At 61.5% G+C, this 24,148-nt stretch carries 20 protein-coding genes and 2 tRNA genes; 6 read left to right on the forward strand and 16 right to left on the reverse strand.

The window, feature by feature from the left end:
- The 7 genes from ABGT65_RS06800 to ABGT65_RS06830 form a co-directional block, all read right to left on the reverse strand.
- The gene (locus ABGT65_RS06800) at positions 1 to 858 is read right to left on the reverse strand and encodes a VWA domain-containing protein (protein WP_346700789.1); all 858 of its coding nucleotides are present in this window, start codon (positions 856 to 858) and stop codon (positions 1 to 3) included.
- A gap of 15 nt (positions 859 to 873) precedes the next feature.
- On the reverse strand, positions 874 to 2,604 hold the full coding sequence (locus tag ABGT65_RS06805) for a DUF4954 family protein (protein ID WP_346700791.1): 1,731 nt from the start codon (positions 2,602 to 2,604) through the stop codon (positions 874 to 876).
- A gap of 91 nt (positions 2,605 to 2,695) precedes the next feature.
- Entirely contained in the window at positions 2,696 to 3,943 is a 1,248-nt protein-coding gene (locus ABGT65_RS06810; RefSeq protein ID WP_346700793.1) for a WG repeat-containing protein, read from the reverse strand.
- A 130-nt stretch (positions 3,944 to 4,073) separates the two neighbouring features.
- The gene (locus ABGT65_RS06815) at positions 4,074 to 4,634 is read right to left on the reverse strand and encodes a peptidylprolyl isomerase (RefSeq protein ID WP_346700795.1); all 561 of its coding nucleotides are present in this window, start codon (positions 4,632 to 4,634) and stop codon (positions 4,074 to 4,076) included.
- Between the two features lie 297 nt (positions 4,635 to 4,931).
- Positions 4,932 to 7,763 carry an aminomethyl-transferring glycine dehydrogenase gene (gene gcvP, locus ABGT65_RS06820; protein ID WP_346700797.1) on the reverse strand — a complete coding sequence of 944 codons (2,832 nt, stop codon included), beginning with the start codon at positions 7,761 to 7,763 and terminating at the stop codon, positions 4,932 to 4,934.
- Between the two features lie 115 nt (positions 7,764 to 7,878).
- On the reverse strand, positions 7,879 to 9,477 hold the full coding sequence (locus tag ABGT65_RS06825; RefSeq protein WP_346700798.1) for a sulfatase: 1,599 nt from the start codon (positions 9,475 to 9,477) through the stop codon (positions 7,879 to 7,881).
- 68 nt (positions 9,478 to 9,545) lie between these two features.
- Positions 9,546 to 11,216 carry a nucleoside kinase gene (locus tag ABGT65_RS06830; protein ID WP_346700800.1) on the reverse strand — a complete coding sequence of 557 codons (1,671 nt, stop codon included), beginning with the start codon at positions 11,214 to 11,216 and terminating at the stop codon, positions 9,546 to 9,548.
- A gap of 89 nt (positions 11,217 to 11,305) precedes the next feature.
- On the opposite strand from ABGT65_RS06830, the gene ABGT65_RS06835 reads away from it, so the two are divergent.
- The 3 genes from ABGT65_RS06835 (at position 11,306) to ABGT65_RS06845 (ending at position 15,605) form a co-directional block, all read left to right on the forward strand.
- Complete coding sequence (locus tag ABGT65_RS06835) at positions 11,306 to 12,733, forward strand: bifunctional UDP-sugar hydrolase/5'-nucleotidase (protein ID WP_346700801.1); 1,428 nt, start codon at positions 11,306 to 11,308, stop codon at positions 12,731 to 12,733.
- 164 nt (positions 12,734 to 12,897) lie between these two features.
- Entirely contained in the window at positions 12,898 to 14,766 is a 1,869-nt protein-coding gene (rpsA, locus tag ABGT65_RS06840) for a 30S ribosomal protein S1 (RefSeq protein WP_346700803.1), read from the forward strand.
- A 182-nt stretch (positions 14,767 to 14,948) separates the two neighbouring features.
- A complete protein-coding gene (locus ABGT65_RS06845) occupies positions 14,949 to 15,605 on the forward strand; it encodes a DKNYY domain-containing protein (protein ID WP_346700804.1) in 657 nt (218 codons plus the stop codon).
- A gap of 109 nt (positions 15,606 to 15,714) precedes the next feature.
- Here ABGT65_RS06845 and rplI read toward each other — a convergent pair whose 3' ends face one another.
- The 4 genes from rplI to thiL all read right to left on the reverse strand — a co-directional run bounded on the left by rplI (position 15,715) and on the right by thiL (position 18,039).
- Positions 15,715 to 16,155, reverse strand: coding sequence for a 50S ribosomal protein L9 (rplI, locus tag ABGT65_RS06850; protein ID WP_346700805.1), 441 nt, complete (start codon positions 16,153 to 16,155; stop codon positions 15,715 to 15,717).
- A 19-nt stretch (positions 16,156 to 16,174) separates the two neighbouring features.
- Positions 16,175 to 16,453 (reverse strand): 30S ribosomal protein S18, encoded by a 279-nt coding sequence (gene rpsR, locus ABGT65_RS06855; RefSeq protein WP_018694586.1) that lies wholly within the window; start codon positions 16,451 to 16,453, stop codon positions 16,175 to 16,177.
- Between the two features lie 3 nt (positions 16,454 to 16,456).
- A complete protein-coding gene (rpsF, locus tag ABGT65_RS06860) occupies positions 16,457 to 16,801 on the reverse strand; it encodes a 30S ribosomal protein S6 (RefSeq protein WP_087263725.1) in 345 nt (114 codons plus the stop codon).
- A 200-nt stretch (positions 16,802 to 17,001) separates the two neighbouring features.
- Positions 17,002 to 18,039, reverse strand: a complete 1,038-nt coding sequence (gene thiL / locus ABGT65_RS06865) for a thiamine-phosphate kinase (RefSeq protein ID WP_346700810.1) — start codon at positions 18,037 to 18,039, stop codon at positions 17,002 to 17,004.
- A 95-nt stretch (positions 18,040 to 18,134) separates the two neighbouring features.
- On the opposite strand from thiL, the gene ABGT65_RS06870 reads away from it, so the two are divergent.
- Positions 18,135 to 18,710, forward strand: coding sequence for an adenylate kinase (locus ABGT65_RS06870; protein WP_346700811.1), 576 nt, complete (start codon positions 18,135 to 18,137; stop codon positions 18,708 to 18,710).
- 279 nt (positions 18,711 to 18,989) lie between these two features.
- On the opposite strand, the gene rpsT is transcribed toward ABGT65_RS06870, so the two are convergent.
- The 5 genes from rpsT to ABGT65_RS06895 all read right to left on the reverse strand — a co-directional run bounded on the left by rpsT (position 18,990) and on the right by ABGT65_RS06895 (position 22,579).
- A complete protein-coding gene (rpsT, locus tag ABGT65_RS06875; protein ID WP_346700813.1) occupies positions 18,990 to 19,241 on the reverse strand; it encodes a 30S ribosomal protein S20 in 252 nt (83 codons plus the stop codon).
- 217 nt (positions 19,242 to 19,458) lie between these two features.
- Positions 19,459 to 19,533: transfer RNA gene (locus tag ABGT65_RS06880), tRNA-Glu, on the reverse strand.
- 138 nt (positions 19,534 to 19,671) lie between these two features.
- The gene (locus ABGT65_RS06885; protein WP_346700815.1) at positions 19,672 to 20,430 is read right to left on the reverse strand and encodes an ABC transporter ATP-binding protein; all 759 of its coding nucleotides are present in this window, start codon (positions 20,428 to 20,430) and stop codon (positions 19,672 to 19,674) included.
- A 4-nt stretch (positions 20,431 to 20,434) separates the two neighbouring features.
- Positions 20,435 to 21,436, reverse strand: coding sequence for an iron ABC transporter permease (locus tag ABGT65_RS06890; protein WP_346700817.1), 1,002 nt, complete (start codon positions 21,434 to 21,436; stop codon positions 20,435 to 20,437).
- 3 nt (positions 21,437 to 21,439) lie between these two features.
- Positions 21,440 to 22,579, reverse strand: coding sequence for an ABC transporter substrate-binding protein (locus ABGT65_RS06895; protein ID WP_346700819.1), 1,140 nt, complete (start codon positions 22,577 to 22,579; stop codon positions 21,440 to 21,442).
- Positions 22,580 to 22,684: 105 nt separating this feature from the next.
- On the opposite strand from ABGT65_RS06895, the gene ABGT65_RS06900 reads away from it, so the two are divergent.
- Together ABGT65_RS06900 and ABGT65_RS06905 are read left to right on the forward strand one after the other, a co-directional pair.
- Positions 22,685 to 22,759 (forward strand) — tRNA-Pro (locus ABGT65_RS06900).
- A 139-nt stretch (positions 22,760 to 22,898) separates the two neighbouring features.
- Positions 22,899 to 24,122, forward strand: a complete 1,224-nt coding sequence (locus tag ABGT65_RS06905) for a site-specific integrase (RefSeq protein ID WP_346700821.1) — start codon at positions 22,899 to 22,901, stop codon at positions 24,120 to 24,122.
- Positions 24,123 to 24,148 lie beyond the last annotated feature (26 nt).

Consider the following 24,148-nt stretch of genomic DNA (forward strand, 5'->3'; position numbering starts at 1 on the left):
TTATTCGGTCTTGACACTGATCGAGCCGATGTTGAGCATGGCGATGAGTTGTTCGGCCGAGGTGTTGTAACTCATGCCGCGGAACGGTGGCAGCGCCCCGGGGCCTTTGGCTTCGCGGATTGCCTCGTTGAAGACTTCGGGCATCGGACTCGAACAGTCGTAGAGCACCCCGGCATAGCGGTTGGAGTAGGCGGCCTCCTCCTCTGTGGGGAAGAAGACGGCGTGCTGCGACTCGTCGGGGGCGATGTGGATGTTGATCAGCAGCACGTGGCCGTCGCACGTGCGCAGGCTTCGGATCCGTTCGCAGATGGTGCGCAGCTCCTCCTCGTCGCAATCCGTGGCCTCGCCATCGGTGATGTTGAACACCGTGGGCGGGAAACTCTCGGCATGGGCCGGGTTGCGGCACCACGCCTCAGCGATTTCATACGCATGGTCCAGCGCCTGGTACATCGGCGTCTGTCCCGCGGCTTCGGCGGCAATCCAGTCCGGAACGGGGAGTTCGCGCAGCGACGTGCTTCCGTCCGGCATCCGGTATTCGACCAGTTCGCGCTTCATGGGGATCTCCCCGGCGGCGAGCTCCGCCACGGAGAGCATCTCCCGACCTTCGGGAAGCAGCGAATAGACCTCGTTGTCGCCCGAATAGGTCAGGACCGAAATGTCGTAGTAGTCGCGAACCCCGTCGCTGCGGCGTGCCCGCTCGACCAGTTCGAACAACATGCCGTTGGTGATCGAGGCCACGGCTTCGGCCTTGGTCATCCGCTTCCCGTGGAAGAGGATCTCCTCGTTCATCGAGCCCGAACCGTCGATCAGCAGGATGAAGGCCGTGCGGTGCGTTCGCGTGATGCTTTGGGTATACATGGTTTCTTCGGCGTACTATTTCAGACCCCGGACCGCATAGTAATCCTTGCGGCGGTCCTCCTCGTTGTTGCAGTCGAGGCCGTAGCTGACGGCCATGTCGAGCGAGCAGTCGCGTTCACGGTCGGCATCCGTGGTGCTCCGCATCGCGGCATGGGCATTGCGTCCGGCGGCGATGGCGTCGTTCAACTCCTCGGTCGTCGGCGTATGGCCCAGCATCGAGGCGTAGACCCCGAGCGCCCAGCTGTGGGCATAGTCGTCGTAGTGGACCTCGAAGACCCGGAAGCGGTTGTCGATGGCCGCCATGTCGGTGAGTTCTCCGCGGTCCACGGCGTCGAGGATCTCCCCGACGGCCCGCCGCGTGATGTACTGCCCGGCCAGGTCGAGCCAGCGTCCCGAACCGTCGTAGTGCGGGTCCGACTCCCCGCGGTCGAGCATCGCCCCGAGGGCCGCCACGATCGCCTTGTTGTAGAGTTTCAGCCCGCGCTGCAGCGACGAGGCCCTGATCAGCGTCTTGTTGTAGGTATAGACCGCCGCATCGGGGTCCTGCTCCTGGAGCGTGTGGAGGATGTTCACGGCGTCGAGCATCGCGCCCGTGACGTAGGGGTTGTACTCCGCGAAGTCGATGACGTCGCGTTTGACCTTGCGGCGGTCCCGGGCCGGCCACTTCTCGATGTCGCGCACGGCTCCGTAACTCGTCAGGTTGGAGCCCGGCATAAGGTGGCTCCGACCCTCCTTCTCGATCAGGTAGGAGTAGGGGAAGGCCGAAGTGTCATGGTGGTAGGAGTGGTGCCCCATGACCATCGTGAAGGCCCCTTCGAGGGCCGGGGACATGATGTAGGCGCTCGATGCGAACTTGCAGCCCCGCAGGTGGACCGACTGGTGTACGGCGCCGCTCTTGAAGAGGTGGTTGCTCTGGTTCGAGCCGCTCCCGGCGTTGAAGAACGAGAACATGCCCGCGATGAGCAGCGACGACTTGTGGTGCGAAACGGTGTAGGGCCCGGCGAAGATCGAGGCTGCCTCGCCGTTCTCGCAGTGGGAGTTGGCGAAGAAGAGCGATTCGGCGGCCGTGAAGCCCTTGTCCAACCGGCAGCTCTCGCCCACGAAACAGCGTTCGACGGTCGAGCCGTTGGCGATCAGCGCCCCTTCGGCGGCGATGAAGTCGTAGGCCTTGACGTCCACGCCGATGAAGGCGCCGTCGCAGAGCGTGGCGTTCTCCAGGATCGAGGCGCCGTCGACCTGCACGTCGTTGCCGATGCGGACCTCGCGGATGAAGCGGGCACCGACGATCCGGCAGTTGCGGCCCACCTCTCCGATCTCCGCCGAGCGGCTTTCGGCATAGGCGTCGATCAGGCGCTCCAGGGCGGCGATGGTTTGCGGGCGGTGGCGGTAGACGGCCATGACGTAGGCCACCTGGGCCGACATCGTGTCGAAAATCTTCACCGTGCGGCCGCCGCATTCGTTCATCGTGGCCACGCCGACGCCGTTTCCGAATGCCGAGCGGCGGCGGCATTCGAGAGCCGTGACGCCTGTGATGAGCGAACCCTCGCCGATGCGGTAGTTGCGGACGCGCGAGCGGATCACGCGGGCTCCGGAGGTGATTTCGACAATCCCCTCGAAGTGGTTCTGAAGGAGCTGATGCGGCTGGAAGTCCTCCGCAACCCGAATTTGTGCCCAATCCTCGGCCGTATTGCCGAGGGATTCGAGGGTGGAGATTTCCGCCTGTGTCAGCGTTCTGAGTGAAGTCATAGTTCGTGGTTTCTGTGCCCTGTCGTTGCTGCGGACCTTTTGCCGCGGTGCGGTGACTGGGCCATGATCCCGCAAATATAACGATTTGATGTCAAATGTCAAATTCCCGGCCCTCGGGATCGATCTCCCTGCGGATTCCGCCGCGGACGATGCGCGCCCGGCCGTTGCGGAACGGCTTGACCGATTCGCAGCCGGGACAACTGAGCCGGGTATTCCCTTCGGGGTCGATGAAGTGCCATGTGCGGCCCAGCAGCACGGCGCCCAAACCCTCCGTGAAGTCAAAACCGTTGTCGTAGAGCGGCGGGATGACCACCTCCCGGGCGGTGCGGTAACCCCAGCGTCCCTGCTCGACGAAAAGCTCCGGCATCTCCGTCTTCGTTGCCTCTGCTGCCGTTGCCTTCGCCTCCGTCGCTGCTCTCCCGGCAGGTTGTGCCGCAGTTTTTGCGGTCGGGGCTGCCGCTTCCCGTTCTTTTTTCTCCGCCCGGCCGGCCCTCCGGACCGCTTCGGACAGCAGCGCGGGAAGCCCGAAGAGTTCCGGGCGCGGGGCGTAGAGCAGTTGCGCGATGCGGTATTCCACGGCCATTCCCAACTCCTCGAACCGGCTCAGGCTCTCCTGCAGGGCCCGGTCCGCGGCGATCTTTCGCGGATCGTAGAGCAGCGTGTCCGGATCCCCGTAGCGCTCCCAAAGCTCCGGGGCAACCGACAGGGCGTGCAGCGCCGTGGAGATCAGCGCCGCAGGGTAGTCGTCGATCCGCGCGTTGAAATCCTCCGCCGTGCGTCCCGGATGCTGGTAGGCTGCCGTCCCCAGTTCGGGGCTCCGTTCGCCCGCAAAGCAGGGAAGGTAGGCGGCATCGAAATCGATCGGGTGGAGCGATCCGGTACGGTCGACCAGGATGTTTTCGGGTTTCAGATCGCCGTGCGCCCGGTCGTCGGCAACCAGGACGGCCGCCAGACGGTCGAATGCCCTGGAGAGGAACGTCAGCCGCTGCGTGTCGCGGTCCGTGGCGGCCCGGGCGATTGCATCGTACAGGTTCTCGCCCTCGATCCACTCCCCGATGACGACATCCACCCAGACGCCCTCCTCCGGCGAGGTGTAGAGGAAAAGCTCCTTTTCGAGCAGCCGTTCGCCGTAGATCTCCCGCAGGTGGCGCTGCGGCCGGAAGTAGCCGCGCAGCGAACGGATCCGACCCTCGTGGCGGATGCGGAAGACTGCGGCGGAGTTCCCGACGCTGAAGCACATCCGTCCCGCCGCATCGCGGCATACCTCCACCTCGCCCAGCGTGCGTGTCAGCCCGCAGGGGTCGGAGAGGGTCGTCAGGTATTGGCGGAGGGAAAACATGGATGGGGGCTTACATGGTGGTTGTTCGGGTGGAAAAGGGCGGGATGCGTTCGGCCCCCCCCCTCCTCCGAAAGGCAAAAAACCGGATTTTCAATCCGGTTTTTTGCCTTTCGGAACGAATCCGTATGGATTAGTGGCAGTGGCAATGGCCCTCGTGGTCGTCGCAGCAACCGTCGCCGCAACCATCCCCGCAACTGTGGTCGCCGCCGCACGAACCGCACGAGCAGTGGCCCTGCAGATCCTCGGGCGTGACGTCGCGCACCGTGACCACCTCGACCTCGAAGTTCAGGGTCTTGCCCGCCATCGGGTGATTGAAGTCCATCTTGACGTGCTCGTCGCCGACCTTCTTGACCGTACCCATCATGCGGTTGCCCTGGGCGTCGCTCATCGGTACCTGGCTCCCTTCGAAGAGGATGTCTTCGGCCAGCTTGCCGTCGACCATGAAGATATTCTTCGGCAGGTCGACGATCGCTTCGGCGATCACCTCGCCGTAACCGTCCTTGGGCTCCAGCGTGAAGGCTACCTTGTCGCCGGGCTCCTTGCCGAGAATCGCCTCCTCGAATTTCGGAAGCAGCATTCCCGTGCCGAAGATGAACTCCAGCGGCTGTCCCGGACGCGACTGGTCTGCGATCTGTCCGTCGACGGTGAGCTTGTAGTCCACGCCGACCATTTTGTTCTGTTCTACTTTCATATCCTTGTCTTTGAGTGTTTGTTGCTCTTGGGTTTGCAGCGCCCAAAGGTACGCACTTCGGCGCGAGTTGCCAAATTCTCGGGCAAGTTTTTCTTGGGACAAGCGCCTGAAAACATCGTGCCGAAATGCACGGAAAAGGGCGACGAATCGTTTCGTCGCCCTTTTCGTGAGTTGGGATTCTGCGAAAAGACTGCCGGAGCCTCGCGGGAAAGGCTATCGGAGCAGCTGCCGAAGCCCCGCGAAAAAAGACCGCCGGAGTTGGTCCGAAGTCCCGTTCCGTGCCCCCCCCCTCCTCCGTCAGTCGCAGTTGCGGCAGCAGAGGTTGCGGTCGCCGTAACCGTTGTCGATCTTCGTCACGTAGGGGAAGAACTTTGCCCGGCGCACCCACTCCAGCGGGAAGGCGGCCTCCATGCGCGAGTAGGGGTGTCTCCACTCTCCGGCCAGTTCGACGGCCGTATGCGGGGCGTTGGTCACCACGTTGTCCTTCTCGCCCGCGGCGGCCGCCGCCTCGCATTCACGCTTGATTTGGACGAGGGCCTCGATGAAACGGTCCATCTCCTCCTTGGGTTCCGACTCCGTGGGCTCGACCATCAGCGTCTCGTGAACCGGGAATGAGAGCGTCGGGGCATGGAAGCCGTAGTCCATCAGGCGGTGGGCGATGTCGCCGCAGTCGATGTCGTAATCTTTCTTGAAATGCGTCAGGTCGAGGATCATCTCGTGGCCCACGCGACCCGTCTCACCCGAATAGTAGGTGCGATATTCGTTTTTCAGCGCCGAGGACATGTAGTTGGCGTTGACGATGGCCATTTCGGTAGCCTGTTTCAGCCCTTCGGCCCCGAGCATCTTGATGTACCCGTAGGTGATCGGCAGCAGCATGGCCGAGCCCCAGGGAGCCGACGAGACGGCCGTGATGCCCTCCTCGCCGCCCGTGGCGACGACCGGATGGGTCGGCAGGAAGGCCTTCAGGTGCTCGGCCACGCAGATCGGCCCCACACCCGGGCCGCCGCCGCCGTGGGGCATGGCGAAGGTCTTGTGGAGGTTCAGGTGGCAGACGTCCGCCCCGATGTAGCCGGGGTTGGTCAGTCCCACCTGGGCGTTCATGTTGGCGCCGTCCATGTAGACCAGGCCTCCGGCGTCGTGCACCGCATCGACGATCTCGCGGATGCGGCTCTCGAAGACGCCGTGCGTCGAGGGGTAGGTCACCATCAGCCCGCACAGCTCCGAGCTGTATTCCCGGGCTTTGGCTTCGAGGTCGGCGACGTCGATGTTGCCGCGCTCGTCGCAGGCCACCGTGACGATCTTCATCCCGGCCATGGCTGCCGACGCCGGGTTCGTGCCGTGGGCCGAGGCGGGGATCAGCACGACGTTGCGGTAACCCTGGCCGCGGCTCTGGTGGTAGGCGCGGATCACCATCAGTCCCGAATACTCGCCCGCAGCGCCCGAATTGGGCTGCAGCGAGCAGGCGGCGAATCCGGTGATCGTGGCCAGATCGTGCTCCAGTTCGTCGATCAGTGCCAGATAGCCTTCGGCCTGGTCGGCCGGGGCGTAGGGGTGCATGTTCTGGAATCCCGCCAGCGACAGCGGCTGCATCAGCGCTGCGGCGTTGAGCTTCATGGTGCACGAACCTAACGAGATCATCGAATTGGCCAGCGAAATGTCTCTCAGTTCCAACTGTTTGATGTAGCGCATCAGGGCGCTCTCCGAGCGGTAGCGGTTGAAGACCGGCTCCTCAAGGTAGGCCGACTGGCGGCGCAGCGCCACCGGGATGCAGCTTTCGGTCGCGGCCTTTACGGCCTTGGCCTTCCGCCCCTTGGCGGCGGCGAAGATGCCGATGACCGTGGCGATCTCCTCGGGGGTGGTCACCTCGTCGAACGACATGCGCACCTTCCCTTCCGAGGGGTAGAAGAAGTTGATCCCCTGCTCCAGCGCCAGCGACTGCACGACGGCCGCTTCGGCCTCGACCTCCAGCGTGTCGAAGAACTCCTTCGAGGTGAGTTTGTAGTCCAGCGCCCCGAGAGCCCGGGCGACGGTCGCGGCGGCCAGATGGGCCGTCTCGGCGGCGCGGCGCAGCCCCTCGGGACCGTTGTAGACGCAGTAGAAACCCACCATCGAGGCCATGAGCGCCGAGGCCGTGCAGATGTTCGACGTGGCGCGCTCGCGCTTGATGTGCTGCTCGCGCATCTGTAGCGCCATGCGCAGGGCGCGGTTGCCCAGGCGGTCGACCGAGACGCCGATGATGCGTCCCGGCATGTTGCGCTTGAAGGCCTCGCGGGTGGTCATGTAACCGGCGCTCGGACCGCCGAAGCCCATCGGGGTGCCGAGGCGCTGGGTGGAGCCCACGGCGATGTCGGCGCCCCATTCGCCCGGAGCCTTGAGCAGCGCCAGCGCCAGCGGGTCGGCCACGGCCGTCACGAGCGCCCCCTTGGCGTGGGCCGCGGCCGTAAAGTCGCCGTAGTCGCGCACCGTGCCGTCGGCGGCCGGGTACTGCACGATGGCTCCGAATTCCCGGCCAGTGAATTCATATTCGTCGTATTCGTCGATGATCAGTTCGATGCCGAAGGGCTCGCTGCGCGTGAGCAGCACGTCGAGCGTCTGCGGGAAGAGGTTGCGGTCGACGAAGAGCTGGTTGCGGCCCTCCTTGACGGCCTCGCGCGAGCGCAGGGCGAACATCATCAGCATGGCTTCGGCCGCCGCCGTACCCTCGTCCAGGAGCGAGCAGTTGCCGATCTCCATGCCGGTCAGGGAGATGAGCGCCGTCTGGAAGTTGAGCAGCGCTTCGAGCCGTCCCTGCGAGATCTCGGCCTGATAGGGCGTGTAGGAGGTGTACCACGCGGGGTTCTCGAAGACGTTCCGCGCCACGGCGGCCGGTACGGCACACGGGTACCATCCCATGCCGATGAACGAACGCAGCGTGCGGTTGCGGTCGGCCAGCGCGCGGATGTGGGCCGCGAACTCATATTCGCTCATCCCCTCGGCGGGCAGTGCCAGCGGTTTCTTGAGCCGGATGGATTGCGGGATGACCTGGGCGATCAACTCCTCGACCGATTCCACGCCGATCACATCGAGCATGGCCCGGAGGTCCTTTTCATGGGTGACGCCGATGTGGCGTCCGGAAAATTTGTCGAACATATTTTTGGTGTTAGTTGTTTGTTGTTTCCGTCGTTGTCTCGTCTGTTCTTATTTTATATATATGCCGCCGTTTTTTGCCGTTCCCGGCTGTTTTCCCGTTTCCTGTCCCTCCCGCTTACCGGGTGGTGCGGAGGAGTTCGTCGGGCCACGGACAGGGCGCACCCGTCGCCCGGAACGAGGGGCGTTGGGCGTCGGCTTCGCGCAGCCGCTGCGCGAGCCGTCCGGCCAGCCGCCGCACCACCTTCGGATGCTCCTCCGCCAGATCATGCTGCTCGCCGATGTCGCGGCGGATGTCGTAGAGCCGCAGCCGTCCCGTCTCCCAGGTGTAGATCAGGTGGTAGTCTCCTTCGAGCCAGGCCGAATAGGCCCCGTAGCCCTCCTCCTGATTCTGGGTCTCGCCCCAGAGGTTCGGGAAGTGCCAGACGATCGGACGCTCATACCGTTTGGCGGGGTTGCGCAGCACGCCGGCGAAACTGTGCCCGTCGGTCTTCTGGCGGGTTCCGTATCGCTTCACGCCGGCCATTTCGAGGATTGTCGGGAAGAAGTCCTCGATCATCACCGGCTGGTCGCACGTCGTGCCGCCCCGCGTCACGCCGGGCCAGACGACGATCATCGGCTCGCGGACCCCGCCGAGGAAGGCCGAGCCCTTGCCGGCCCTTGCCGGCCAGTTCTGGTCGCGGTTCGCCACCCCCTGACGGACGTTGTTCAGCCCCTGCCCGCCGTTGTCCGACATGAAGAGGATGATCGTGTTGCGAGCTGTCTCGGGGTGTGCTTCCAGAAAGTCGAGCAGGTCGCCCAGACTCCGGTCCATCCCCTCGACCAGCGCGGCGTAGCGCGTCTCGCTCTCGTTGAGGGGGGCGCCCAGCTGTGCGTCGGGGCGTCCGCGGTAGTGCGCCGTAAAGCGCACGTCCTCCTCGTAGGGGGCATGGACGGCGTAGTGTGCCATATAGAGGAAGAATGGCTGTCCGCGCCGGATGGGCTCTTGCAGCGCCCCGATCGCCTCGCGCGTGAGCACATCGGTCAGGAAGAGGTCCTGACCGTAATACTTTTCCAGTCCGAGGACCTCCTGCGGCGTACCCTGTCCGAAGTTCTTGCGGGCCAGGTAGCTGCCCGGAGCGCCGTTCGCTCCGCCGGCGATGTTGACCTCGAATCCCATCGTACGGGGATCGGCCCCAGGGGTCGTCTTGGCCCCGAAGTGCGCCTTGCCGCAATGGATCGTGCAGTAGCCGTGGTCGCGCAGCAGCTGCGGGAGTGTCGTCACCGGCGTGGCGTTGCGCGTGTTGTGCGGCGAGGCCGCCGTGTCGGGTTGGATGCCGTTCCAGTGCCAGTCGGGGAGTTCGAGTACGTCGCTCGCCGCATCGGTCGCCCGCCCGTAGTCGAGCGTCCAGTTGGTGACGCGGTGCCGGGCGGCGTTCATGCCCGACAGCAGGCTGCACCGTGAGGGCGAGGAGATTGCACAGGCGTAGGCCGCCGTGAAACGCACGCCCATTTCGGCCAGCCGCTCCATGTTGGGCGTCCGATAACGGTCGTTGAGCGGCGTGCGGCATTCGTGGAAGGGCACCGAGGTGTCCTGCCAGCCCATGTCGTCGACCAGAAAGAGCACGATATTCGGCGGAGCGGTCTGTTCCGTTGCGGTGTGCGGGGTTTTCCAGACCTCCGAGCCCTGTGCGGCGAGCGGAAGTGCGGTGAGCGGGAGGATCAGGCGGCGGTCCATGACGGGTAGCGGTATGGGAGGTGTTTCAGACTCATGTGGCGGGGTCTCTATTGGAATCAGTATTGGAATCAGTATTGGAACGAGCTGCCGCCGATGAATTCGCGAAGAATCGACGTCGGCGGGATTTCGTCCGGCGGAATCGGGATGAAGTTATCCAGGAACTTCAGCATCCGGCGCGCCTCCTCGAACTCCGGAACCGTGTCCGGAACCTCCCGGAGAATCTTCTCCGCAAAGGGACGCAACACCGAAATCTCGTAGAACAGCGACGAATTCAGCATCACGTCCGCATTCTCCTGATAGGGGAAGATGTGCTTCTCCTCGCCCCGCCGGACCGAGGCCCATCGCGACAGCGTCTGCAGGGCATCCGAACCCCGCTGCCGGTAGTCGCGCGTCAGACGCCGCAGCAGGCGGTTGTCCGTCGTGGCGATCCGCGAGAGGTTGTCCATCGCCACCGACGTGAAGCACGAAATGTAGATCCGGAACTTCTTCGAATCGGGAATCGAAGGCGTCAGCCGCGGGTTCAGTCCGTGGATGCCCTCGATGATCAGGATCGAACGCTCGTCGAGCGTCAGCGGCGTGCCGTGCTGCGTGCGCCGCCCCGTGATGAAGTCGTAGCGCGGGATGTCGACGCTCTCGCCTCCCATCAGGCGCCGCAGGTGGTCGTTGAAAAGCTCCAGGTCGATCGCTTCCAGCGCCTCGTAGTCGTAGTCGCCGTTCTCGTCCAGCGGCGTCTTCTCCCGGTCGACGAAGTAGTCGTCCAGCGAGATCATCACCGGCCGCAGCCCCAGCACGCCCAACTGGATCCCCAGCCGTTTGGCCGACGTGGTTTTCCCGCTCGACGAGGGCCCCGAGATCAGCACCATGCGGATGCCCCGTTCGACGTTCGCCGCGTAGATCGCGTCGGCCACCTCGGCGAATTTCCGCTCGTGGAACGCCTCGGCCATCTTGATCATGCCGCCGGCATCTCCGGCCAGCGCCCGGGCATTGACCGCCCCGATCGTCGGCACGCCCATCAGCGTCACCCACGACTGGTACTCCTGGAAGATCGAGAACATCTTCTCCTGCTGGACGTTCTTGTTGAGCCGGTCCGGGTCGGTGCGCAGCGGAAGGGCCAGGTAGAAGCCGTTGTAACAGGGCTCGATGTCGAACAGGTGGACGTAGCCCGTCGACGGGGTCAGCGACCCGTAGAAGTAGCCCGCCGTGTCGCCCAATGTGTAGAGGTCGCTGTAGAGCCGCGGCCGCGTGTCGAGCAGCTCGATCTTGTCCGTGAAGCCCTCCGCGGCGTAGCGTTCGCGCACTTCGGTGGTGAGCATCCGTTGCCGCGTGATCGGCAGGTCCAGGGCGATCAGTTCGCGGATTCGCTGGCGCAGGCGTGCCGTCTCCGCTGTGGAGAACGCGTCGATCCCCTCGATTTCGCAGTAGAAGCCGCTCTGGCCCAGCGAGTGCCGGATATGGAGCGTCTGCCCCGGGTAGAGGTCCTTCACGGCCTTCTGCAGCAGAAACCAGACGGTGCGCTGGTAGACCCGGATTCCGGCGAAGGAGGTGATGTCCACGAAGCGTACCGTGGCCGGGGTATAAAGCCGGTAGTTCAACTCCCGGATGCGGTTGTTCACGAAGGCCGCCAGGAACGGATGCGCTCCGGGCGTCAGGTCCTCGGCAACCTCCTGCAGCGGAGTCCCCATCGGGATGGTCAACTTCTCGCCGAGGTTTTCGCAAATGATCTGAATGGTATCGTTCATCGGAAAAATGGCTGTGTTTGCTTCCAAAGATAGGAATAATTTGTACTTTTGGCAATCGATCTTCCGATTTGGAGAGTAAAATCGATGTTATGAAAAATTGGCTTAAATGGATAGGAATAGCCGGGGCTGCCGCTGCTGCTGTGGCCTGCACGCCCCGCGAAACGACCCTCGTGCTGCTGTCTACCAATGACATGCACGCCCGGATTCAGAACTTCCCGCGTCTGGCTGCAGCCGTCGCGGCCTGCCGCGATACGTTGCAGCAGGTCGTCCTCGTCGATGCCGGCGACCGCTGGACCGGAAACGCCTATGTCGACAAGGCCCCGACGCCCGGAATGCCCGTGATCGCCCTGATGAACCGCCTCGGCTACGACGTGGCGACGCTCGGAAACCATGAATTCGACTTCGGGCAGGCTTTCCTCGGCCGCATGATCGACAGCATGGCCTTCGAGGTCGTCTGCGCCAATCTGCGCAGCGATACATGCACTTTCCCGCAGCTGCCCCCGTATGTCGTCATCGAGCGGCAGGGGATTCGCATCGGATTCGTGGGCGTGGTGACCAACTACGAGGGTCCGGGGCATCCGGCCGGGAATGCCGCCAGTTTCGAGGGGCTCGAATTCCCCGACCCGCAGCAGATGGCCCGTCAATATGCCGAAGCGGTGCGCCCGAAGGTCGACGTGCTGGTGCTCGTCTCACACATGGGCGACGACCGCGATGCGGAGCTCCTCGAACAGGAGACCCTCTACGACGTGGTGATCGGCGGACATACCCACGAACTGCGCGACACGCTCGTCAACGGAACCCTCCTTACGCAGACCGGGAAGAACCTGGCCAATGTCGGCGTCACGACCCTCCGCCTGCGCGGGAAACGGGTCGAGTGCGTCGATTACCGGATCGTTCCGCTCGACGCCTATGCGCCCGATCCGGCCTGCCAGGCCGAGGTGGACCGTTACTATGCCGATCCGGAACTGAACCGTCCGGTCGGGGAGTTCACGGAGACGGCCGACGCGTGGGGCGTGGCCAACTGGATGGCCGAAGCGATTGCTGACGAGGCCGATGCCGAGGTGGGATTCTACCACGTCGGCGGTGTGCGACTCGACTCGATCCCGGCCGGCGGCATGAGCACCGCGCGGGTCTACGACCTCGAACCCTTCGGAACCGAGATCGCCGTCATGCGCATGACCCCCGCCCAGATGCGCCGCATGATCCTCACGAAGTACAACGACACCGAAAACCGCAAGGAGTCGCACCGTATCGACCTCGTCTCGACGACCCCCTACGAAATCCTTACCGACGCGCAGGACAACGCCCTCGACGTGCGTTTTCCGAAACTGCGGGAAGGACGCACCTACCTCGTGGCCATCAGCGACTATGTCTTCAGGAACTATCGTGACCTGAACTATACCGACGGCGGGATCACTGGCGTGAAGGTCGCCGACGTGCTGCTCGAAGAGCTGGAGGAGGAGTCGCCGATCGATCCCGACAACCGCCCCCGGCAGCGGATCGTCCGGCAGCACTGACCCGGCAGCGGATTTCCGCAAGAAATAAACCGCTGATTTTTTGAAGTTTTCGGAAAAATGCCTACCTTTGTGGCCCCTGCGTGCGCGTGAGAAGCCTGCACGCTGGGGCTGCAAACTTTATTATTAACCATTTAACGAGCGATTGTATCGCAAAATTTCCACACATGGAAGAACTGAAAAACGGAGTTGCCAACGAGAATTTCGACTGGAACGCCTTTGAAAACGACCTGGCCGTCTACGATCAGGACAAGGCTGCGATCACCGAAGCCTATGACAAGACGCTTTCGAACGTCAACGTCGGCGAAGTGGTCGAGGGTACCGTAACCGCCATCACCAAGCGTGAAGTGCTGGTGAACATCGGCTACAAGAGCGAGGGCGTGATTCCCGTCTCGGAGTTCCGCTACAACCCCGATCTGAAAGTCGGCGACCGGATCGAAGTCTACATCGAATCGGCCGAGGACAAGAACGGCCAGCTGGCTCTCTCGCACAAGAAAGCCCGTCAGCTCAAGTCGTGGGACCGTGTCAACGAGGCCCTCGAAAAGGACGAAATCATCAAGGGTTACATCAAGTGCCGCACCAAGGGCGGTATGATCGTCGACGTATTCGGCATCGAGGCTTTCCTCCCCGGCTCGCAGATCGATGTGAAGCCCATCCGCGACTACGACGTATATGTCGACAAGACCATGGAGTTCAAGGTCGTCAAGATCAACCAGGAGTTCCGCAACGTCGTCGTGTCGCACAAGGCACTCATCGAGGCCGAACTCGAAGCCCAGAAGCAGATCATCATGTCGAAACTCGAAAAGGGCCAGATCCTCGAAGGTACCGTCAAGAACATCACCTCCTACGGCGTATTCGTCGACCTGGGCGGCGTAGACGGTCTGATCCACATCACGGACCTCTCCTGGGGCCGCGTAAACCACCCCGAGGAGATCGTGTCGCTTGATCAGAAGATCAACGTCGTGATCCTCGACTTCGATGAGGCCAAGAAGCGTATCGCCCTGGGCCTCAAGCAGCTCACCCCGCATCCGTGGGAGGCGCTGGATCCCAACCTCAAGGTCGGTGACAAGGTCAAGGGCCGCGTGGTCGTCATGGCCGATTACGGCGCCTTCGTCGAGATCGCTCCCGGCGTCGAGGGCCTGATCCACGTCTCGGAGATGTCCTGGAGCCAGCACCTGCGTTCGGCCCAGGAGTTCATGAAGGTCGGCGACGAAGTCGAGGCCGTTATCCTGACCCTCGACCGCGAGGAGCGCAAGATGTCGCTCGGCATCAAGCAGCTCACCCCCGATCCCTGGGAGAATATCGAAACCAAATACCCCGTCGGAACCCGTACCACCGCCAAGGTGCGTAACTTCACCAACTTCGGCGTCTTCGTCGAGATCGAGGAGGGCATTGACGGCCTGATCCACATCTCGGACCTGAGCTGGACCAAGAAGGTCAAGCATCCGGGTGAGTTTACGCAGGTAGGTGCCGACATCGAGGTCGTCGTACTGGAGATCGACAAGGAGAACCGCCGCCTCTCGCTGGGTCACAAGCAGCTGGAGGAGAACCCCTGGAACGAGTTCGAGAACCAGTTCCCCGTAGAGAGCATCCACGAGGGTACGATTACCGAACTCACCGACAAGGGCGCCGTCGTAGCCCTGGGCGAGAACATCGAGGGCTTCTGCCCGTCGCGTCAGCTCGTCAAGGAGGACGGTACGACCCCGAAGGTGGGCGACAAGCTCAACTTCAAGGTCATCGAGTTCTCGAAGGCCACGAAGCGCATTACGCTCTCGCACCTGCGTACCTACGACGATGCCCGTAAGGAGGCTGCCGCCGCCGAGAAGGCTGAGAAGCGTGCCGCTGCCGACGCTACGAAGTCGACCGTGAAGAAGATCAACGCCTCGGTTGAGAAGACGACCCTCGGCGACATTGCCGGTCTGGCCGCCTTGAAGAGCGCCATGGAGGCTGCCGAAAAGAAGGCGGTCGCTGCCGAGAAGAAGGCTGCCGCTCCGAAGAAAGCCGCCAAGGCCGAAGAGGAGAAGCCCGAGGAGTAATCTCGGGTGGGAGAGGGGCAGATGGCTGGTCGGCCGGAGACCCCTGCTCTCGAAAGACGACGCCCGCACTTGAAAGAGTGCGGGCGTTTTTTGTCTCTTTCTACCCCGAATCCTTGTTCCGGGAATAAGAAATCGCTATCTTTCACCGTTACTCTTGCAAGATCTCGTAAAATCTCGGAATCATGAAGAAAACGATGCTGTTGGGTGCGCTGCTGCTGATCGGGGTGCAAATGTGGACGAATGGATGTCGGGCGGCTCTCCCCATGCCTCCGGTTCCCGGGTGTGAATATGAATACGGCCCGGGCTGCCCGCCGGGAGGTTATCGCAAGGACGCCTGGACGGTGTGGTACCGGGGCCGCGAGGTCGAGGAGGCCTCGGCACAGTCGTTTGTCGACCTCGGTTTCGGATATGGCAAGGATAACTGGGCGGTCTTTTTCGAGGGCCGCAAAATCAAGGAGGCCTCGGCCCAGTCGTTTGCCGTGCTGTCCGGCGGGTATGCCCGCGACAACTGGAAGGTGTTCTGGTGCGGACGTGAACTGCCGGATGCCGATCCGCAGTCTTTCGAGGTGCTCGGACGCGGCTATGCCCGTGACAACTGGAAAGTCTTCTGGAACGGGATGCCGCTGGCGGATGTCTCGGCCGCTTCCTTCGTGGCGCTCGGAGACGGCTATGCCCGCGACAACTGGAAGGTGTTCTGGTGCGGACGTGAACTGCCGGATGCCGATCCGCAGTCTTTCGAGGTGCTCGGACGCGGCTATGCCCGTGACAACTGGAAAATATGGTATTGCGGCCGTGAGGCCGACGGCGTGATGCCCGGAAATCCCGGACGGCTGCGGTAACCGGGGCGACGGATGGAATCCGTTGGCGGCCGATCGTTGGGCCCGGACATGAAAAAGGGAGATTTCCAGATGGAAATCTCCCTTTTTGTTGTATGGATGGTCCGCGGGCCTATTCGGCAGCAACGACCGAGAACTTGATCGTAGCCTTGACCTCCTTGTGCAGACGGGCCGCAGCCTCGTACTCGCCCACGGTCTTGATCGGCTCGACGCTGATCTGCTTGCGGTCTACGGTGATGCCTTTGGCGGCCAGCGCCTCGGCCAGGTCCGTAGCGGTTACCGTACCGAAGAGCTTGCCCTCCTCGGCCTTCATCGAGAGGGTCAGCGGCAGGTTCGAGATCGTCTCGGCCAGGGCCTGGGCATCGGCCAGGATCTTGGCATCCTTGTGAGCACGCTGCTTCAGGTTCTCGGCCAGCACCTTCTTGGCGGAAGCCGTTGCAGCCTTGGCGTAACCCTGGGGGATCAGGTAGTTGTTCGCATAGCCGGGCTTCACGTTCACGATGTCGTTGGCGTAGCCCAGGTTCTCCATATCTTTGATCAGAATAACTTCCATGGTCTTCTCCTCCTTTAAATTATTTCATGCAATCGGTTACGAAGGGCAGGATAGCCAGGTGGCGTGCACGTTTCACGGCCTGGGCGACCTTCTTCTGAAACTTCTGCGACGTTCCGGTCAGGCGGCGGGGCAGGATCTTGCCCTGCTCGTTGAGGAACTTCTTGAGGAATTCGCCGTCCTTGTAGTCTACATACTTGATGCCGAGCTTCTTGAAACGGCAGTATTTTTTCTTCTTGACGTCGACCGATACGGGGTTGAGGTAACGGATTTCCGACTGTGCCTTGTTTTCCTGTGCCATGGTTTACTCCTCCTGTTTGTTAGAAAGTTTTGCACGACGCTTCTCCGAGTACTCGACGGCGAATTTGTCCTGCTTGAAAGTCAAGAAACGGATCACGCGCTCGTCGCGGCGATACTGCGTTTCGAGGGTGTTGATCAGCGAGCCTTCGCCCGTGAACTCCATCAGGAAGTAGAAACCGGTGGTCTTCTTCTGGATCGGGTATGCGAGCTTGCGAAGGCCCCACGACTCCCGGTTCACAATCTGACCGCCGTTTTCGGTGATGACACCCTGGAATTTGTCAGCGACCTCCTGTACCTGCGCATCGGACAGCACGGGCGTGACAATGAAAACGGTTTCGTAATTGTTCATAATGTGTTTAATTAGTTGTTAGTCCCTTTTCGGGACCGCAAAGATACGCATTAAATCGGAAAATGAAAAAATCCACGCGGAAAATTTTATTCAAAACAATGGTTTTCGGCTATTTACCTCTGTCGGAGCGTTTCCTTTGGAAGCAGACCTGCGGTTGTCAGTGTGCAGAATGCCGGGGTCGGGCGCATAAAACCCGCTTCTTAAGCGGGGTCGGGAAAGCCCTGGGCTTTCAGTTTGATGTCCGAGCCGTCGGGCGTCACGAGGTAGGCGCCGGTCGATTCGGCCGTGATGTGGCCGATGACGTCCACCAGCCCCAGCCGCATCACCTGCTCCTGCATCGCCAGCGGGACCGTGAACAGCAATTCGTAATCCTCCCCGCCGTTCAATGCCGCTATCACCGGGTCGGTGTGCATCTCCTCGGCCAAAGCTGTCGTCTGACGCGCAATCGGAATCCGCTCCAGGTAGATCCGCGCCCCGCACTTCGACGATTTGCAGATCTGCATCAGGTCGCTCGCCAGCCCGTCCGTCAGATCGATCATCGACGTCGGCGTAATCTTCTCCTCCGCCAGCGCCTCGATGATGTCCCGTCGCGGGCGTGGTTTGAGGTACTTTTCCAGCAGGTATTCATACCCCTTGAACTGCGGTTCGGGATTCGCAACGTCCGCGAGAACCCGCTTTTCGCGTTCGAGCAGCTGGAGCCCCATGTAGGCCGCCCCGAGGTTGCCCGTCAGGCAGATCAGGTCGTGCTGCTGCGCACCGCTGCGGCATGCGATCCGCTCCTTCGGGGCGTGGCCCAGCACCGTGACGGTGATCACCAGTCCGGTCATCGAAGCCCGTGTGTCGCCACCCACGAGATCGATCTCCAGCTCCTTGCAAGCGAACGAAATTCCCTCGTAGAGGTCCTGCAGCGCTTCGACGGGAATCTTCGACGAGATACCCAGCGATACGGTAATCTGCGACGGCAGGGCATTCATGGCCAGGATGTCGCTCACACCGGCCGTGACGACCTTGTATCCGAGGTGTTTGAGCGGGAAGTAGGTGAGGTCGAAATCCACTCCCTCGTAGAACGAATCGGTCGTGCACAAGACCGCTTCGTCCGCCGGCGGGGCGATCACCGCGGCATCGTCGCCCACCCCCTTGAGCGTCGTGGGGTGCTGCACGGGGAAATCCTTCGTCAGCAAATCGATCAATCCGAATGGTCCGAGCGTCGAGATCTCGGTGCGTTTTTTGGGCTCCATGTTCTTGAAATTTTTTACAAATTTAGCCAAACATTCTTGATTTGGGCAAAAATAACGTATTTTTGTCCGATTCAAATCCTAAAAACGGGTTAGTTATGGTAAATATCGTCTTATTCGGCGCTCCGGGATGCGGGAAGGGTACCCAGGCGCAGCGTCTGAAGGAGCATTACGGAATCGAACACGTCTCGACCGGCGAGGTCATCCGCGACGAAATCCGCCGCGGGACGGAACTCGGCCGTAGCATGGAGTCCTACATCAAGGAGGGAAAACTGGCGCCCGACTCGATCGTCATCGGCATGATTGCCAACTATGTGGCCGACCATCTCGATGCCAAGGGGTGTATCTTCGACGGATTCCCCCGCACGACGGTACAGGCCGAGGAGTTCGACAAGATCCTTGCCGGGCATGGGCTGAAGGTCGACATCATGGTCGACATCCACGTCCCGGAGGAGGAGTTGGTCCGCCGTATCCTGTTGCGCGGCAAGGATTCGGGGCGAGCCGACGACGCTTCGGAGGAGGTGATTCGCGGCCGGCTCGACGTCTACCACCGTCAGACGGCCGTCGTCGCCGACTACTACGCTGGACAGAACAAGTACGCTTCGGTCGACGGGGTCGGGACGATGGACGAAGTGTTCGGCCGGATCGCTTCCGTGATCGACGGCTTGAAATAGGCAGCGGCCCTCTCGGGCGGTTGCGGACCGGTTCGTCCTGTGGGACGGACCGGTTTTTTCGTGGGTGGTCGTTCCGGAGAGCCCGAGCGGGGCGGGCGTGGTTGAGGTGCGACGAGGCGTGGCGAAGGGACAGGAACGGTGAGGGCGTTCGGAGCCCGATGCGGGCCGGAGCCCGGGGCACGATGGAGCCGCAGGGGGCGGTGTGCGGTGCGCGATGCGGATGACAAAAGAAGAAGCCCGGACTTTTCGGTCCGGGCTTTTCGGTTTGTCGCTCAAGATTCAGAGGGCGTTCACGTGGAGCTGGATGGCGCTCTTCAGGTTTGCAGCCTTGTTCTTGTGCATGATGTTGTGCTTGGCCAGCTTGTCGAGCATTGCCGTTACCTTCGGCAGCAGGGCCTCGGCGGCACTCTTCTCGGTGGTCGAGCGCAGGGCCTTCACGGCGTTGCGCGTCGTCTTGTGATAGAGCCGGTTGTGAGCACGCTTCGTCAGCGTCTGACGAATCCGTTTCTTGGATGACTTATGGTTTGCCATAATCCCTTGTTGATTTATTTTTTACTTTTTCAGTTTCTTGCCTGTGAACGGCTTCCGCCGCTCTCTTCTGCCGTTTGTACGGAACGGCCGTAGCCGTTTGCGGATAGACCCTGCGGTCCGCTCCTGTTTGGTTTGTCACCCGTCAAGGCTTCCGGTCGGTCGTGAACGGGGTTCAGTGTCACCCCCCCCCTCGTCTCGCGGCCCCTCTTCGGCCCCTTGGTAGCCCATAGCAGAATCGAACTGCTCTTTCAAGAATGAAAATCTTGCGTCCTAACCGATAGACGAATGGGCCTCTACCACTATCGCGCGGCCCGAATGGGGCGCTTTAGCGGTGCAAAGGTAAACAAAAAAGCGTCTCGTGCAAAAAATATGTGAAAAAAATGTGGATTTTTGCGCGAAGACCCCCGGAATCCACTTCGTTTGCAGCCCCTTAACGAAGCCGTACGCTCCGGGTCTGCGGATCGAAACAGGCACTCCGGCCCGAAAACAGGCGTTCGAGATAGCCGCTGCGGACCATCTCCTCGGCCGGAAGGCTGTGGAGCGTGGGCGGATCGATCAGCGCAACGGCGTCGCAGAGCGAAAGCGCAATATCAAGGTCATGGGTCGAGAAGAGGATGCATTTCCCCTCGTCGCGGGACAGGCGCCGCAACAACGTCGCCAGTTCGTAGCGGTTCGGCAGGTCGAGGAAGGCCGTGGGTTCGTCGAGCAGAATGACCGGGGTGTCCTGGGCCAGCGCCCGGGCGATCATCACCCGCTGGCATTCGCCGTCCGACATCCGGTCCAAGGTCTTGCGTGCGAATGCGGACATCCCCACCAGGTCGAGCGAACGCTCCACGACGGTCCGGTCGCCGTCCTGCATCCGCCCGATCCAGTTGGTGTAGGGGGCCCGGCCCAGCGAAACGACATCTTCGCACGTGAGGTTGGCAATCCGCACCTTGTCGGTGGTCACGAACGAGACCGTTGCGGCGCGCTGCCGGGGTGTCAGTTCCGCCAGGGTGTGCCCGCAGAGCTCCACGCGGCCCGATGCGACGGGCCCCAGTCCGGCAATGGCCCGCAACAGGGTGCTTTTGCCCGTTCCGTTGCGACCGATCAGGGCCGTCAGGGTGCCCGGGGCGAACGAGGCGCAGACGCCGGAGAGCAGCGTGCGGCTGCCGTAGGAAAGGGTGATCTGTTCGAGAAGGATGCTCATCGGTTCAGAAGAGGTTGCGGTTGCGGATGACGACGACAATCACGACCGGAATGCCCATCAATGCCGTGATGGTGTTGATCGGCAGGGCCAGCGTCTTGGCCAGCAGGTCGCAGATCAGCAGCAGGGCGGCTCCCGTGAGCATCGAGGCCGGCATCAGGATGCGGTGGTCGGCCGAGGCGAAGATCATGCGCGCCAGGTGCGGAACGGCCAGCCCGATGAAGCCCACCGGACCGCAGAAGGCCGTAACGGTTCCCGCGAGCAGGACCGTCGCGAGGAAAATCAGCGTGCGCGTGCGCTGGACGTTGAGTCCCATCGTGCGGGCGTAGTTCTCGCCCAGCAGCAGGAGGTTCAGGGGTTTGATGACGGCGATCGAGAGGAGGAGACCCGCCCCGACGGCCGGAAGCATCAGCAGCAGGCGGTTGCCCGTGACGTCGCCCAGCGACCCCATGGTCCAGACGACGAACGATTTCAGGGCAGCCTCGTTCGAGAGATACTGCAGGATCTCGACCACCGAGCTGACCCCCGAACTGAACATCATGCCGAGGATCAGGATCACCATGATGTCCTTGATGCGGCGGCTGACGGCCATGACGACGGCCAGTACAAGTGCCGATCCGATCCATGCGGCCCCGGCGATGCCCAGCGACTGGATGAACGAATGTCCGGACACGCCCAGCAGCGGCGCCCCGAGCAGGAAAAGCGCGACGCCGAGCGAAGCCCCGGAACTGATTCCCAGGACATAGGGCCCGGCCAGGGGATTGCGGAAAAGCGTCTGCATGGCCAGACCGCTGGCTGCCAGGGCGCTCCCCGCCAGCAGGGCCGTTACGGCTTTCAGCAGGCGGATCTTCAGGATGATGGTGCCGTTTGTCGGGTCGCAGGGCCCGCCGGTGAGTGCCGCCCAGACCTCCGAGAGCGGGATGTCGACCGATCCCACAGCCAGATCGCCGATGAAGAGTGCGGCGGTCGCAAGCGCCAGCAGCATGAAGAGCAGGGCAGGGCGCGTCATCGGTTATTCGAGGCGTTTATAATAATAGGTGGAGTCGCTGCCGCCTCCCAGAATGGTGCGCAGGTCGCGCAATGCAATATCGGGGTGTATGGTGCCGGATTCCCAGAAATCGGAGCCTCCGGCTGCCGTGCGACGGCGGTTGTTGTTCCAGACGCAGCGGTCCACGACGGCCGGAACTTCGGCGAATTTCGGGTTTTGGGACGTCAGCTCCTCAAGGGTGTTGCAACCCCCGACATTGAGCCAGAAATCGGCGCTGTTGGCCAGCAGGTAGGCCTCTTCCAAATCCACGGCCACCGAGGCATTCGAACGGTTCCGGGGGTAGATGTAGCTTCCGCCGGCATCTTCGATCAGCCGGACCATGTAGCTTTGGACGGGCGGCATGAACCATGTATCCCGGTAGGGCGTGTTCAGCATCACCTTCGGGCGGGCATCCGCCGGGTCGAGGCGTGTTTTCAGGGCGTTGTAGCGCGAGGCGATGCGGCGCAGCGTATCGGCTCCGGCTTCGCGCAGATCGCACAGTTCCGCCGCGGCAACCAGCCATTCGGCCTTGCCCAGGGGCGACCCTTCGACGTAATCGCCGACATAGAGATAGGGAATGCCCAGTTCGCGGAGTTTCCCGGTGATGACCGTATTCTCTCCGGTGACTCCGTAGAGGAGGATCAGGTCGGGGTGCAGGGCCGTCAGGAGTTCGAAGTTGAGGTTCGTGTCGTACCCCACGTCGCGGACTTCGCCGCAGAGGCTGCGCCCGCGGATGGCGGGGTTGAGGATATAGTCGAGTCCCGAGACGCCGATGATGCGGTCGGTCTGGTTCAGGGCGTCGAACAGTGCGACGTGGCTCGAAGACATGCATACGACGCGCCGAACGGGGGCCTTGACGGCCTGTATTTCGGCGTGGCGGGGAGCTTTGGCCTTGCCGCGCAGGAGGATCAGGTGTTGATCGGCCTGCGAACCGCCTTGCCACGGATTGTGGACGGTGATGAGGGTCGAGGCATCTTTCTCGGTACCGCGGATGTCGAATCCCGAGGCGTAGGTCGGGCTGTAAACCGTTGTCGTGAAGTCGCTTAAGTTGCGCTCCGCGGAGCCTGAGCAACCCGTTGCGAGGGTTGAGAGCAGGGTCAGGATGAGGGGATAAAATCGTTTCATTTCTGCAAAAATAGAAAAAAAACTTGCAGAAATGTGTTGGTTTCTGAAAAATATACTATATTTGCACACCCGAAGTGAGGGGTTTAGGCCTCTTTCGGGCGGAATCGGGGCGTAGCTCAGTCCGGTTAGAGTACACGTCTGGGGGGCGTGTGGTCGCTGGTTCGAATCCAGTCACCCCGACTGAAGAAAAGGCTTGACAATCAACTGATTGCCGAGCCTTTTTCGTTTTTGGCAGGCCGTTCGGGCAGGGGTTTCAGACCCCGTTTCTGCGGCATTCTGCGCGGGGCGTGTAAACCGTGGTGTAAACCGTCAAAAGGCTATGGACGCCACAATTTCAGTCATTTGCTTCAAAAGCAAGACCCTCGCCAACGGGGAGCATCCGCTCATGTTGCGTATTACGAAGGACCGCAAACGGACGATGAAAAGTCTCGGCGTGTCGGTCCATCCGTCAAATTGGGATTTCGACCGCAACGAACCCAAGCCCAAGTGTCCCGACCGCAAGTATATCCAGCAGATTATCCTGAAGGTCAAGACCGAGTATCAAACCAAACTGTTGGAGAAAAGCGCCAACAATGAGGATTATACTGCTCAAACACTTGTCAAAGAGCAGTCCCGAGAGCAAATCCAGTCGGAAACGGTCGAACATTTCTATTTGAGAACCATTGAGCAACTCAAACGGGAGGGGGCGGTAGGCAATGCTTATGCCTATCAGAACTCCTACCAAGTCTTGCGATCCTTCCACGCGGACAAACCGCTGGCTTATCCGTTTGGACAGATTGATGAAGCCTTCCTGAACGCTTTTGAGAGTTGGATGCGGTCAAAAGGGAACAAGGAGACAACCTTGAGTTTCCAGATGCGGACCTTGCGGGCGATATTCAATCGTGCAGTCCGAGCCAGGATTGTCGGCAGGGAGAAGAATCCGTTCAACGAGTACAAGATCAGTAAATTCAATACCCGAACACCGAAACGAGCCTTGAGCAAGACGGACGTGATGAAGATCATGGCCGCTGATTGTTCACAGGGTAAGGCAATCGAGCAGTTTGCCCACGATGTATTTGTCTTCTCCTATTTGTGCGGTGGTATCTCGTTTGTGGATATGGCCAACCTGACGCCTGCCAATATCGTGGAAGGGCGGTTGATCTATTGCCGTCAGAAAACGCATGGAGCTGTCAATGTCCCGTTGTCGGCACAGGCGAGAGAGATTCTTGCCAAATACGACGGACATTGCAGGCAGGCAGGTTATCTGTTCCCGATATTGGATGAGCGGGTACACATTACGCCCATGCAAAAGAAGAATCGGGTGCATAAAATGTGCGGCAGGGTGAATTTTGCCTTGCGGGGTATCGGCAAGCGTTTGAAGATCAAGTCTACCGTTACGACCTATGTTGCAAGGCACAGCTTTGCCACCGTACTGAAGAAGTCGGGCGTGAATATTGGCATCATATCCGAGGCCTTGGGGCATCATAGCCTAAAGACCACGCAAATCTACCTCGATTCATTCGAGAACTCGCAAATCGACGAGGCCATGCAGCATCTGCTGTAAGAATCGGGAGGTCGGCGGCCCTGTCG

The organism is uncultured Alistipes sp. (assembly GCF_963931675.1).
GTDB lineage: Bacteria > Bacteroidota > Bacteroidia > Bacteroidales > Rikenellaceae > Alistipes.

Bases quoted from the DNA above. Each gene is read 5' to 3' on its own strand.
- ABGT65_RS06800 (WP_346700789.1), bottom strand. From the start codon at position 858: ATGTATACCCAAAGCATCACGCGAACGCACCGCACGGCCTTCATCCTG.
- ABGT65_RS06805 (WP_346700791.1), bottom strand. From the start codon at position 2,604: ATGACTTCACTCAGAACGCTGACACAGGCGGAAATCTCCACCCTCGAA.
- ABGT65_RS06810 (WP_346700793.1), bottom strand. From the start codon at position 3,943: ATGTTTTCCCTCCGCCAATACCTGACGACCCTCTCCGACCCCTGCGGG.
- ABGT65_RS06815 (WP_346700795.1), bottom strand. From the start codon at position 4,634: ATGAAAGTAGAACAGAACAAAATGGTCGGCGTGGACTACAAGCTCACC.
- gcvP (WP_346700797.1), bottom strand. From the start codon at position 7,763: ATGTTCGACAAATTTTCCGGACGCCACATCGGCGTCACCCATGAAAAG.
- ABGT65_RS06825 (WP_346700798.1), bottom strand. From the start codon at position 9,477: ATGGACCGCCGCCTGATCCTCCCGCTCACCGCACTTCCGCTCGCCGCA.
- ABGT65_RS06830 (WP_346700800.1), bottom strand. From the start codon at position 11,216: ATGAACGATACCATTCAGATCATTTGCGAAAACCTCGGCGAGAAGTTG.
- ABGT65_RS06835 (WP_346700801.1), top strand. From the start codon at position 11,306: ATGAAAAATTGGCTTAAATGGATAGGAATAGCCGGGGCTGCCGCTGCT.
- rpsA (WP_346700803.1), top strand. From the start codon at position 12,898: ATGGAAGAACTGAAAAACGGAGTTGCCAACGAGAATTTCGACTGGAAC.
- ABGT65_RS06845 (WP_346700804.1), top strand. From the start codon at position 14,949: ATGAAGAAAACGATGCTGTTGGGTGCGCTGCTGCTGATCGGGGTGCAA.
- rplI (WP_346700805.1), bottom strand. From the start codon at position 16,155: ATGGAAGTTATTCTGATCAAAGATATGGAGAACCTGGGCTACGCCAAC.
- rpsR (WP_018694586.1), bottom strand. From the start codon at position 16,453: ATGGCACAGGAAAACAAGGCACAGTCGGAAATCCGTTACCTCAACCCC.
- rpsF (WP_087263725.1), bottom strand. From the start codon at position 16,801: ATGAACAATTACGAAACCGTTTTCATTGTCACGCCCGTGCTGTCCGAT.
- thiL (WP_346700810.1), bottom strand. From the start codon at position 18,039: ATGGAGCCCAAAAAACGCACCGAGATCTCGACGCTCGGACCATTCGGA.
- ABGT65_RS06870 (WP_346700811.1), top strand. From the start codon at position 18,135: ATGGTAAATATCGTCTTATTCGGCGCTCCGGGATGCGGGAAGGGTACC.
- rpsT (WP_346700813.1), bottom strand. From the start codon at position 19,241: ATGGCAAACCATAAGTCATCCAAGAAACGGATTCGTCAGACGCTGACG.
- ABGT65_RS06885 (WP_346700815.1), bottom strand. From the start codon at position 20,430: ATGAGCATCCTTCTCGAACAGATCACCCTTTCCTACGGCAGCCGCACG.
- ABGT65_RS06890 (WP_346700817.1), bottom strand. From the start codon at position 21,436: ATGACGCGCCCTGCCCTGCTCTTCATGCTGCTGGCGCTTGCGACCGCC.
- ABGT65_RS06895 (WP_346700819.1), bottom strand. From the start codon at position 22,579: ATGAAACGATTTTATCCCCTCATCCTGACCCTGCTCTCAACCCTCGCA.
- ABGT65_RS06905 (WP_346700821.1), top strand. From the start codon at position 22,899: ATGGACGCCACAATTTCAGTCATTTGCTTCAAAAGCAAGACCCTCGCC.